The sequence below is a fragment of the Candidatus Tisiphia endosymbiont of Nemotelus nigrinus genome (genome assembly GCF_964026475.1).
GTDB lineage: Bacteria > Pseudomonadota > Alphaproteobacteria > Rickettsiales > Rickettsiaceae > Tisiphia.
In genome coordinates this window covers 197,582-210,083 of record NZ_OZ032151.1, presented here as the reverse complement: position 1 = coordinate 210,083, position 12,502 = coordinate 197,582, and the positions used below count along the sequence as shown (strand labels likewise).

Below are 12,502 nucleotides of genomic sequence, written 5' to 3'. Positions count from 1 at the left end.
TTGTAGGGGTGACAAACACTAGCTTAGATCAACTGTTGCTAAATGTTAATCAGGCCAGCTATAAATCAAATTTTATGACCATAAATTTTTCATTTTATTAAAAAAACTAGCATCATCCTCATCTTTGTCGCTTGTCAATTCTTTATCTAGCATCTCTAGTAATTCTTTTTGTTTTTTAGTAAGGTTCTTTGGTATTTCAATATGTATGTGAGCAAACATATCTCCCCTAATGGTTGACCTAACCTTAGACATACCTTTGCCTTTTAACCTAAGTTGTTCACCATTTTGTGTGCCGGCTGGTATCTTTAACTTTACCTTACCACCTTCTATATCTGGTACTTCTACTTCTCCGCCTAAAATAGCTTTAATGAAACTAATAGGCAGTCTACAATGCAAATTAATTCCATCGACTTTATACAAGTCATGCGGTTTAATAGTAACAAAAATATACAAATCTCCGCTACTGCCTCCTCGCATTCCGGCATCTCCTTCACCAGTCAGTCTTATCCTTGTGCCTTCTTCAATACCGGCTGGAATATTTACCAATAAATTCCTATGTTGTGAATAACGTCCTTGACCATGACATTTTTTGCATGGATTTTTAATTATTTGTCCTGCCCCTTGGCATTTTACACAAGTTTGTTCTAAAGTAAAGAAGCCCTGCTGTATTCTCGTAGCCCCTTGTCCTCCACAAGCATCACATTTGCTCATACCAGTATTATTATTTTCTGATCCGCTACCATTACATGGTGAACATTTCACTTCGCTAGTAAAACTAATATTTTTGTCGATACCACGAAATGCTTCTGGCAAAGTAACTGTAATATCATATTTTAGATCGGAACCCCTAACACTAGTTGATTGGCGTTGCCTCCTTGCCCCACCGCCCATAAAATCATTAAAAAAATCACCAAATATGTCATTTAAATCAGGATTTGCTCTTCCACCAGAATGTCTTCCGGCTGACGATGCTCCTCCTGAATTATGAAAAGCTTCATGTCCAAAACGATCATAGGCAGCTCTTTTCTGTTCATCTTTTAGTACATCATAAGCACTACTTATTTCCTTGAACTTTTTTTCTGCTTGCTGATCCTGTGAGTTGCGATCAGGATGATACTGCATGGCCAATTTATGGTAAGCCTTTTTTATTTCTGCTTGGCTAGCAGATTTATTAACTCCAAGTATTTGGTAATAATCTTTTGTCGACATAATAAGTATATCTTATTTTAAATTTAGTTTAAATTATCCTTTTTAACATCATCACCATAAGTGATGATGTCCACAACTGTTGAAAGTTAAAAGATCGTCATTGCGAGAAGCCACTTTAGCGGCGACGAAGCAATCTATATGACAAGCTTTATGGGGATTGCCACGCTCACGTATGCTCGCTCGCAATGACGGTTTAAGCCTTGCAATAGGCCTTTGCAATGACGATCTTTTAACTTTCAACAGTTGTGGGATGACATCCAAAAAGTCCTACTTGTTACTTACATCTTCATAGTTAGCATCAACCACTTTATCGTCATTACCCGCCTCAGACCCTGCATTACTATCATCACCTGACGGAGATTTATACATAGCTTCTCCAAGCTTCATACTTGCTGTCATCAGAGTGTCGGTCTTTGCTTTAATTTCTTCAGGATTATCTGACTCTAAAGCTGCCTTTAACTCTGTTATAGCATTTTCTGCTTGTTGTTTATCATCAGCTGATATTTTACTGTCATATTCTTTCAGAGTTTTTTCTGTTGAATAAATTAAGCTGTCAGCACTATTTTTAGCTTCAATTAATTCACGACGCTTTTTATCATCCTCAGCATTTTTCTCAGCATCTTTTACCATTTGTTCAATTTCTGCATCACTAAGACCACCAGAAGCCTGGATAGTCACTTTTTGTTCCTTACCACTAGCTTTATCCTTGGCAGAAACATGAACTATACCATTAACGTCTATATCAAATGTTACTTCAATTTGAGGCGTTCCTCGTGCTGCAGGTGGTATACCATCAAGATTAAATTGCCCAAGCAGTTTATTAGCAGATGCCATTTCCCGCTCACCTTGGAAAACTCTAATCGTTACAGCATGTTGGTTATCCTCAGCTGTAGAGAATGTTTGACTTTTCTTGGTAGGAATGGTCGTATTACGATCGATCAGCCTAGTGAATACCCCGCCAAGAGTTTCAATACCTAAAGATAAAGGGGTAACATCTAGTAATAATATATCCGTAACTTCTTTGTTTAATACCCCACCTTGAATAGCCGCGCCTAAAGCTACAACCTCATCAGGATTAACCCCTCTATGTGGTTCGCGACCAAAAAATTCTTTTACCTTGTCAATAACTTTTGGCATTCTAGTCATACCGCCAACAAGCACTACTTCCTGAATATCTGAAGCTTTTAGCCCAGCATCTTTTAATGCTTTCCTACATGGTTCTATTGTATCATCAATTAATGTTGCCACTAAGGATTCTAATTTTGCCCTAGTAAATTTTATATTTAAATGTTTAGGACCTGAACTATCAGCCGTAATATATGGTAAATTAACATCAGTTTGTGCTACAGATGATAATTCTTTTTTAGCTTTTTCCGCAGCTTCCTTCAGACGTTGTAAAGCTAAAGGATCTTTGCGTAAATCCATACCACTTTCTTTCTTAAACTCGTCAATTAAATAATCTAGAATTCTCGAATCAAAATCTTCCCCACCAAGGAAAGTATTACCATTGGTAGACTTAACCTCAAATACTCCATTACCTATTTCTAAAATTGATACGTCGAATGTACCACCCCCAAGATCATAAACGGCAATTATTTTGCTTTCAGCTTTATCAAAACCATATGCTAAGGCGGCTGCTGTTGGTTCGTTGATAATTCGTAATACGTCCAAACCAGCAATTTTTCCAGCATCTTTGGTTGCTTGACGCTGTGCATCGTTAAAATATGCTGGGACAGTAATAACTGCTTGAGTTACCTTTTCACCAAGATAATTTTCAGCTGTTTCTTTCATTTTCTGGAGAATATAAGCACTAATTTGACTAGGTGAATATTTCTCTCCGTTAACTTCAACCCAAGCATCACCATTAGCAGCTTTTACTATTTGGTATGGTACAAGGTCTTGATCTTTCCTGACCATAGGATCAGAGAAATTTCTACCTATCAATCTTTTAATACCATATAAAGTATTCTTTGGATTGGTTACAGCTTGCCTTTTTGCTGGTTCGCCAATTAATTTCTCGCCACCGCTGGCAAATCCTACCATTGAGGGGGTTGTTCTAATCCCTTCGGCATTTGCTATAACTTTCGGTTCTTTGCCTTCCATTACTGCAACGCAGGAATTTGTTGTTCCTAAATCTATACCTACAATCTTTGTCATATACACTCCTAATTCCAATTAAACAAATCAACTTAATAAGTTCTGATATAGTGACTTATAGTCTATTTTACAAGAGGTGGCTGTGAAAAAAATCATGAAAATATCCACTATATGAGAATAGGGTAGGGCATTTGGACGAGTCACCTATTTCACTTTGTACATTTCTACGATTTTGAATTCCCCTAACTTTTTCTTTATTATAACCTTCTCTTACTTCGATTAATCCTTGTGCTAGATATTTTAACTTAGAACTTTCAGCATAAAGAACCATATGCTTAAAAAACTTTGTAAATCTACCCACTAGCTTATTACCACCATTCCAATATAAATCCTCAATCATCAGCATCTCGTTAGGTTTTAGCTTATCCCAAGACTTGCCATAAATATCTTTTAATTCGATGCGATTAACAGCACTCTTATAGTCGTATATTATTCGAGATTGTTTTGTTGTAATAGTTTGCTGACCATTATAAACTTTGTCAAACGACAGTTCCCCCTGAAATATTTTCTGCCAAACAATTTTTGCTTTTGGATTATCCATATTAAAGCCTATCCCTATAGTCTTATTGCCCTTAATATCTTTATATATCTGTAATATTTCATTTTCATTACCTTTAATAAAAGTAAATGCCATTTCTTGGTAAAATTGTAGATGTTGCGGATTTAAAAGATTTAAGCCATGTAATTTATCCCGTAACTCAGCGGCAAATTTTATACTTACTACCATAATTATAACTATTATTATCTTGAAAAAATTGATAATAGCATGTTTTTAGCTAGCACTAAGTGTTCTAGTGAAAAAAAGTCATTGACTAGGCAAATATATTAAAACATAATCACCTCGATGGTCGTGCAGTTGCGTAAAAATCTATACTGGAATTTACGAGGAAAGTCCGGACTCTACAGAGATATGGTGCTGGTTAACATCCAGCGGGAGAGTAATCTTTTAGGGAAAGTGCCACAGAAAATATACCGCCAAATTACAACATAGTTTGGTAAGGGTGAAATGGTGCGGTAAGAGCGTACCGGTAGGTTGGTAACAAGCTACGCATGGTAAACCCCACCAAGAGCAAGATCAAATAGGCACTACAGAACTTACATGTTCCTAGGCATCTCTGGCTAGTAGTAGTGCGGGTAGATCGCTTGAGGTAAATGGTAACATTTATCCTAGATAAATAACTGCAATAGATAATAGAAATATTATCTATACAAAATCCGGCTTACAGACCATCATTGTTTATATAGTTAAAGCCATGCTTTTTATGGCTAATTTGACTAGTGTTACTTCATCATTGCGAAGAAGTGTGAAGCCACGGCTGTTGAAAGTTAGAAGAGGAAGCTATTTTAAGTAGGGTAACGTCATTGCAAAAAAGACCATAGGTCGACTAAGCAATCCATAAAAGTAATCATAAGCGGATTGCTTCGTCGGCTTACGCCTTCTCTCAACGACAGTAATTATAAGCCCACCACTTACTTTTTTTAATTATGAAGAATATTTTTTATATAGAATTTTACCGTAAATATTATCCTGTAATTTTGTGTTTTGTATTAATGGTTTTACATTTCTTGTCAGCCTATCCTGGTGGGATGTCATCTGACAGTTTTGATCAATATCAGCAAAGTATTAGTGGAAATTATAATTCTCATCACCCATCTTTAATGTCAATGGTATGGTCGTTACTCAATCATATCCATCAAGGTCCACAATTGATGCTATTACTAAATTTAGCATTTTTATGGGGTGGAATATTACTACTTCTGTATGCAGACCCACAAAATAAATATAGATATCTATATTTATTAATTGCATTTCTGCCTAATATATTGTCTCAATCCACAACAATTTGGAAAGATGTAGTTTTTGCCTTAGGTACTTTCTTATGTGTAGCTACTTGTATTTTTTTTACTTATCGGCAAAAAACAGCTCCTTTATGGGTAATTGTTGGATTATTATTGATTTGTTTTTGTATTGTCGGTGTTAAATTTCAAGCTAAATTTATAGCACCAATTTTGATTTTATTTATACTGTCAGTTTATCTTAAAACCAACCTCTTGATAAGAATAATAGCTACTAGTTTTATTTCCGTAATAATCATATATGGCAATATTACACTTGCTAAATATTTTTCTGCCGAGACTCATTCAGAGCAATTACGCCAATTTTTTGACGTTGCTGGAGTGAGTGTTGCAATAGATAATGATGATTTATTACCAGACTATGTTAAAGAAGATAAAAATTTATATAGTTTTGAAAAGCTAAGAACCCAATATACTGCAAGATGGGTTGATACATTAATATTTGGTGATAATAGGATTTATAATTCGACATCAGACTCAATAAAATTGCAGAACATGGAGTCTGCTTATATAAAAGCCATAATGCATCACCCCCTAGCTTTTTTAAAACATCGTATAGTTAATTTTACTTTTTTAATGACAAACACAGGGTTCTATCACTATGCCTTTATTGATTCTAACGAAGCTCAAAAGCATAATATAGATATTAAGAATAATTGTTTAAAAAAGGTGGTAGTAAAATACTTAAAAGCATATCCAGTGGTTCTAGCAATGAACTTTATTAGCTTTATACTAATATTTGTTTATTTAACAGCTATTCTAAAAAATAAACAATCTAATAGTACTGAGAAAGTTATTTTAACTTACATCGTCGCAGTGGGTTTTGTGTTTTCGGTAGTATTATTTTTTGCTACCATGGCATCTGACTATCGTTACTACTATGTCATAAGAGTTTTAACGTTATTTAGCTTGCCAATTTATCTGAAGTTTAGATATTCTGAAAAACATGACAGTTTCAAAGCCGTGGAAAAAATGGTTTAAAAGCTTGATACGTCATTGCGAGGAGGCGCAAAGCCCGAACGAAGCAATCTATTTCTGTTTACTTTTTTGGATTGCTTCGTCGCTACTAAAGCAGCTCCTCGCAATGACAAAGGAATTATCTAGAACTTATTCGGGTTAGCTATAGATGAAAATCCATAATATATCGAGAATTTTTTAAATTATGAAAAATATTTTTTGCACAGAATTTTACCGTAAATATTATCCCGTAATTTTGTGTTTTGTCTTAATGTTTTTACATTTCTTATCAGCCTATCCTGGTGGAATGACGATTGATAGCTTTTCTCAATATGAACAAAGTATTAGTGGAAATTATTTTTCTCATCATCCACCTTTAATGTCAATGGTATGGTCACTACTTAATTATATCTATCAAGGTCCACAGATAATGCTATTATTGCATTTAGCGTTTTTATGGGGTGGGGTATTATTGCTTTTTTATGCTGATCCACAAAACAAATATAGATATCTTTATTTTGTAATACCATTTTTGCCAAATATATTGGCTCAATCTAGCATAATTTGGAAAGATATAGGATTTGGCTTGGGTAGTTTTTTTGTAGTATCTAGTTGTGTTTTTTATAGCTATCGTCAAAAACGACCATCTTGTTTGGTAGTTATGGGACTATTATTAATTCTTTTCTATGTTGTCGGTGTTAAATTTCAAGCACAATTTATCGTACCAATTTTAGTTTTGTTTGTAGTATCAGTTTCTCTTAAAGCTATAGATAATCCGACTAACATTACGTCAAGTTCACAGGTGTCATTGCAAGAAGCTACTTTAGTAGCGACGAAGCAATCCACAAAAATGGCCAGAAAGAGATTGCTTCGTCGTACTCCGCTCCTCCTCGCAATGATGAATGTCAATATGCTATGGTTAAAATCTTCTCTGGTTAGCTATAACTGGTTTATTAGGATACTAGTTAGTGCTGTTCTTTCTTTAGCAATAATATATGGTAATAATCAGCTTGCTAAGCATTTTTCTACGGATAGTCATGCAAACCAATTACGCCAATTATTTGACATAGCAGGGGTGAGTGTTGCAATAGATAATGATGATTTACTACCAAACTATGTTAAGGAAGATAAAAATTTATATAGTTTTGAAAAACTTAAAACTCTCTATACTCCTACGCTAGTTAATTATTTAGTTTTTGGTGATAATAGGATTTATAATTCTACATCAGACCCCGTAAAACTACAAGAACTGGAGTCTAGCTATATAAAAGCTGTAACCCATTATCCACTAGCTTTTCTTAAACATCGCATGAGGAATTTCATTTTGTTAATGAAAAGTTCTGGGTACTGTAGTGACGATTTATTTATTGATCCTAACGAAGATCAAAAGCATAATATAGATATTAAGAATAATCGTTTTAAAAAGGTGATAGTAAAATATTTAAAAACATACCCTCGAATTTTAACAATAAACCTTATTAGCTTTATACTAATACTTGTTTATTTAACAGCTATTTTAAAAAATAAACAATCCAATAATCCCGAGAAAATTATTCTAACTTATATCGTTGTGATAGGTTTTGTATTCTCGGTGGTACTATTTTTCGCTACTATGGCATGTGATTATCGTTACTACTACGTCATAAGAGTTTTAACATTATTTAGCTTGCCAGTTTATCTGAAGTTTAGATATTCATGAAAACATGACAGTTTCAAAGCCGTGGAAAAAATGGTTTAAAAGCTTGATATGTCATTGCGAGGAGGCGTAAGCCGACGAAGCAATGTATTTCTGTTTACTTTTTTGGATTGCTTCGTCGCTACTATAAGTAGCAATGACGGAGCATATTAGTCGGGTTATAAAGTGAAAAAATAGCTTTTCCAGCTAATCTATACTCATTCAGCAATAGATTTTCTTCCGAATATGTAATATACTTAAACTATTCGAATATTACTTTAATAAATGTAGGTTCTAACTGTGACTAACATAGATCATCAAAACTTAATATCTGTTAACATTGAAGATGAGATGAAAGGCTCATACTTAGATTATGCAATGAGTGTAATCGTCAGTAGGGCAATTCCAGATGTATGCGATGGTTTAAAGCCAGTACATCGCAGAATCCTTTATGCAATGTATGAAGCTTCTAATTACTTTAATAAACCTTATCGTAAGTCAGCAAGAACTGTCGGTGATGTAATGGGTAAATATCATCCACATGGTAATGACGCAATTTATGACTCATTAGTGAGAATGGCACAGGATTTCTCTTTAAGATTACCGCTCGTTGATGGGCAGGGTAATTTTGGCTCGAGAGATGGCGATGCAGCCGCTGCTATGAGGTATACAGAGTCAAGGATGGCAAAAGTTACTCATACATTGCTTGAAGATATTGACAAAGAAACCGTTGATTTTGCACCAAATTATGATGGTTCTGAGAGAGAGCCTAAGGTATTGCCGTCAATGATTCCAAACCTCTTAGTGAATGGTACTAATGGTATTGCTGTGGGTATGGCTACCAATATTCCTCCTCATAATCTTGGAGAAATTATTGATGCTTGCTGCCTATATGTTGATAATAATGATATAGAAATATTAGAACTTATGTCAGTGGTTAAAGGCCCTGACTTTCCGACTGCTGGTATTGTACTTGGTACAAGCGGCATTAGGTCAGCTTATTTAACGGGCAGGGGGAGTATTCTAACTAGAGGACGCACAGAAATTGAAGAGATTGCTAATAATAGACAGGCTATTATTATTACAGAAATACCATATATGGTTAATAAAGCCAAATTGGTTGAGAAAATTGCTGAATTAGTTAAGGAAAAACGTATTGAGGGTATCAGTGATCTTAGAGATGAATCAAATAAGGATGGTATTCGAGTAGTAATTGAAATAAAGAAAGATGTGGTAACAGAAGTGGTGCTGAACCAAATATATTCTTATACTCAGTTACAAACCAGTTTTGGAGTGATTATGTTAGCTTTAAAAGATGGAATGCCAGAAGTTATGAACCTAAAAGAAGTGATAGCGGCTTTTGTTAATTTTAGGGAGATAGTAATTACTCGTAGGACTATATATTTATTAAATAAAGCTCGGGATAAAGCTCATATTATATTAGGGCTAATTATTGCGGTTGGTAATATTGATGAAGTTATTAGAATTATTAAATCTTCAAACGATCCTGCAAGTGCTAAAGAGCAACTAATGCAGAAAACTTGGAATGCATCAACTATAATAGATTTAGTAAAACTTGTTGATGATAGAGCTGTGATAACAGATGACGGTAACTGTTATTTTACTGAAACACAGACAAAAGCTATTCTTGAAATGCGGTTACAGCGTCTAACTGCTATGGAGAAAAATAAGTTAGAAAGCGATTTGGCAGAACTTGCACAGGAAATTACAGGTTATACTGCTATTTTATCATCACGTGAGAAACTTTTAGAGATTTTAAAAAGCGAGCTAATTAGAATTAAAGACGAATTCGCTACACCTCGCCTTACTAGCATTGAATTTGGTGATTTCGATCAGGATATAGAGGATCTTATCCAAAGAGAAGAAATGGTGGTGACCGTAACATTAGGCGGGTATATCAAACGTGTACCTCTTGCTACCTACAGAGCCCAGAACCGGGGAGGGAAGGGCAGGTCAGGTCTGTCAATGAGAGACGAGGATATTACTACTCAAATATTTGTTGGTAGTACTCACACGCCAATGTTGTTCTTCTCTGATACAGGTCAGGTATATAGCTTAAAATTATATAAATTACCGCTTGGCAATCCTCAGAGTAAGGGCAGACCAATAGTCAATATTCTACCTTTAAAAGAAGGAGAGCGTATCAGTAATATTATGCCACTACCTGAAAATCAGGATGAGTGGGATAATTTAAATATTATTTTTGCTACCAGTCAAGGTAACATTAGAAGAAATGATTTATCAGACTTTAAACGTATTCAATCAAATGGTAAAATTGCTATCAGGCTTGATGATAATGACCATTTAATAGATGTAAAAGTTTGTAAAGATGAAGACCATGTATTACTGGCAACAAAAGCTGGGAAGGCTATAAGATTCCCAGCTAGTTCAGTTAGGGTATTTAAAAGCCGTACTTCTGACGGGGTAAGAGGGATGAGACTTGCCTCAGGCGATTACGTTATCTCTATGACCATATTAAAAGGCATATCATGCACTATGGATGAAAGAGAAACATATCGATCAATTCCTATAGAGGAAAGGTTGTTAATAGCCGATGGTAAAGAATTTACTCCAGAAGAATATGGCGTAAATTTAACTAAAGAACAGATTCTAGAAATGGCACTTTCTGAGGAATTTATCCTTACTGTTACGGAGAATGGTTTTGGTAAGAGAAGTTCAGCATATGAGTATAGGATTACTAATCGTGGTGGTAGCGGTGTCGTTAACATGGATGTGTCTAACAAAACTGGCTTGGTTGTTGGCGTAATGCCGGTTAATATGTCTGATGAGTTGATGCTAATTACTAATAACGGCAAACTAATTAGGTGTAAACTTGAATCGGTACGTATCACTGGTCGTAATACTAGTGGTGTAATATTATTTAAAACTGAGCAAGAAGAAAAAGTAGTTTCTGCTGCATTAATTGCTGAGAGTCCTGAAACAGATGAAGAAAATATGCAAGATGATAGTAGTGATGGGGAAGTATCGCCTGAATAGACCTCTTGCAAAACTCGCTTATGCTGGGGAATTTGAAGGAGACGCTTCACCTCGAACCACAGCGTACTCTAGTGTACGTGAGGATTCGAGTACCGCATCGACGTACAAATTACCAGCAGAAGTAGAGTTTTGAAAGAGGTCTAATGAAATTATCTGATTTTGATTTCACCTTACCGAGTGAATTAATAGCCCAAAAACCAGAAAAAAAACGAGATGAGTCTAATTTGTTGGTAGTTGCACCAAATAATCACTTAGTGCAGACCAAGTTTCGTGATATAATTGACTATCTATGCCCTGGTGATTTAATGGTGTTTAATGATACTAAAGTTATTAAAGCCAAATTGCTACTAGACAAAGCCGGCAAAAAAATCGAATTATACCTAAACAAGGCAATAAGTGATAATTATTGGCACGGCTTTGCCAAGCCGTCAAAAAGGCTTGATATTGAAGATCAGTTTGATTTTGCTGGTAATAAGATTATTATAAGTAAAAAACTCGGGATGGGACAAGTTGAGGTAACATTTGTTCTAGATAATATTTCAGTTTTTGAATTTTTAGAGAAATATGGCGAAATCCCGCTACCGCCTTACATCAAAAGGGATAGGAGTTTAGTAGAGGATAATAATAGATATCAAACAATTTATAGTAAGAACCTTGGGGCAGTAGCAGCTCCAACTGCTGGGCTACATTTTTCTGATGAATTATTGGCATTAATTAAAGCAAGAAATATTGAAATCGCATTTATTACTTTGCATGTTGGGGCAGGGACATTTTTGCCGGTTAAAACGGACGATATTAATCAACATCAAATGCATTCAGAATATTATCATATAGATAAAAAAACTGAGGATGTGATTAATAAAGCGAAAAAAGAAAATAGACGAATAATAGCCGTCGGAACTACCAGCTTACGAGCATTAGAAGGTAACGCCATTGCCAATTCTCTTAATGGGCAAATAACAAGTGGTGAATTTGAAACAGACATTTTCATTAGGCCAGGATTTAAGTTTCAAATGGTTGATATGCTAATTACCAACTTCCATTTACCAAAATCAACATTATTTATGCTAGTTTGTGCGTTTGCTGGTTATCAGGAAATAAAGGATATCTACAAATACGCTATAGATAAAAAAATGCGGTTCTTTAGTTATGGTGATGCGACTCTGCTTTATGAAAAGCTATAAGAAAGATAAGAATTAATAATTCTTATCTTTCTTACAAAGTTTAAAAGCATTAAGAAATATCCATGGTAAAAATACAAAATATGCCGCTTTTCTATTCATATAGCAATATTCAGACCAACTGATTAAAGGTTTGTTATCATAAATATCTACGACAATAAATATAATTGTTATTCCTAGCCAGCTACATAATGCGAAAGTGCTTATAATCAGGAAATCTAAAATAATATAGATTTTGCCACTCTTACTTTTAAGATAATATTCATTAGCCAAAACCAATAATATAAACGAACAAATAGTTAGTAATATACTAAGCCCCTGAAAAATAGGGGAAGATTTAGCACCATAGTGAAGCAAAATAAGCTCACCTATACAAACCGTAAATATTATTGCTATATATTTTTTAATCATAATACCATACAATTTTTATTTTGTAGTGAAAGTATAA

The 12,502-nt window shown here is 34.6% G+C and carries 9 protein-coding genes and 1 other RNA gene; 6 read left to right on the top strand and 4 right to left on the bottom strand.

The window, feature by feature from the left end; genetic code table 11:
• Positions 1-72: 72 nt before the first annotated feature.
• The 3 genes from dnaJ to AAGD39_RS01055 all read right to left on the bottom strand — a co-directional run bounded on the left by dnaJ (position 73) and on the right by AAGD39_RS01055 (position 4,093).
• Positions 73-1,209, bottom strand: a complete 1,137-nt coding sequence (gene dnaJ, locus AAGD39_RS01065; RefSeq protein WP_341756807.1) for a molecular chaperone DnaJ — start codon at positions 1,207-1,209, stop codon at positions 73-75.
• Positions 1,210-1,476: 267 nt separating this feature from the next.
• Positions 1,477-3,366 carry a molecular chaperone DnaK gene (gene dnaK / locus AAGD39_RS01060; protein ID WP_341756806.1) on the bottom strand — a complete coding sequence of 630 codons (1,890 nt, stop codon included), beginning with the start codon at positions 3,364-3,366 and terminating at the stop codon, positions 1,477-1,479.
• A gap of 67 nt (positions 3,367-3,433) precedes the next feature.
• On the bottom strand, positions 3,434-4,093 hold the full coding sequence (locus tag AAGD39_RS01055; RefSeq protein WP_341756805.1) for a hypothetical protein: 660 nt from the start codon (positions 4,091-4,093) through the stop codon (positions 3,434-3,436).
• A 113-nt stretch (positions 4,094-4,206) separates the two neighbouring features.
• Between AAGD39_RS01055 and rnpB the strand changes: the two genes are divergently transcribed.
• The 6 genes from rnpB to queA all read left to right on the top strand — a co-directional run bounded on the left by rnpB (position 4,207) and on the right by queA (position 12,057).
• An RNA gene (rnpB, locus tag AAGD39_RS01050) (RNase P RNA component class A) lies at positions 4,207-4,605 on the top strand.
• A 246-nt stretch (positions 4,606-4,851) separates the two neighbouring features.
• Positions 4,852-6,204, top strand: a complete 1,353-nt coding sequence (locus tag AAGD39_RS01045) for a hypothetical protein (RefSeq protein ID WP_341756804.1) — start codon at positions 4,852-4,854, stop codon at positions 6,202-6,204.
• A gap of 181 nt (positions 6,205-6,385) precedes the next feature.
• Positions 6,386-7,879 (top strand): hypothetical protein, encoded by a 1,494-nt coding sequence (locus AAGD39_RS01040; protein ID WP_341756803.1) that lies wholly within the window; start codon positions 6,386-6,388, stop codon positions 7,877-7,879.
• A gap of 327 nt (positions 7,880-8,206) precedes the next feature.
• The gene (gene gyrA / locus AAGD39_RS01035) at positions 8,207-10,873 is read left to right on the top strand and encodes a DNA topoisomerase (ATP-hydrolyzing) subunit A (protein ID WP_375359849.1); all 2,667 of its coding nucleotides are present in this window, start codon (positions 8,207-8,209) and stop codon (positions 10,871-10,873) included.
• The gene (locus AAGD39_RS01030) at positions 10,851-11,006 is read left to right on the top strand and encodes a palindromic element RPE1 domain-containing protein (protein ID WP_341756801.1); all 156 of its coding nucleotides are present in this window, start codon (positions 10,851-10,853) and stop codon (positions 11,004-11,006) included. The genes gyrA and AAGD39_RS01030 overlap by 23 nt, the downstream gene beginning before the upstream one ends.
• A 10-nt stretch (positions 11,007-11,016) precedes the next feature.
• Positions 11,017-12,057 carry a tRNA preQ1(34) S-adenosylmethionine ribosyltransferase-isomerase QueA gene (queA, locus tag AAGD39_RS01025; protein WP_341756800.1) on the top strand — a complete coding sequence of 347 codons (1,041 nt, stop codon included), beginning with the start codon at positions 11,017-11,019 and terminating at the stop codon, positions 12,055-12,057.
• A 12-nt stretch (positions 12,058-12,069) separates the two neighbouring features.
• Here queA and AAGD39_RS01020 read toward each other — a convergent pair whose 3' ends face one another.
• Positions 12,070-12,465, bottom strand: a complete 396-nt coding sequence (locus AAGD39_RS01020) for a hypothetical protein (protein ID WP_341756799.1) — start codon at positions 12,463-12,465, stop codon at positions 12,070-12,072.
• Between the last annotated feature and the right edge of the window lie 37 nt (positions 12,466-12,502).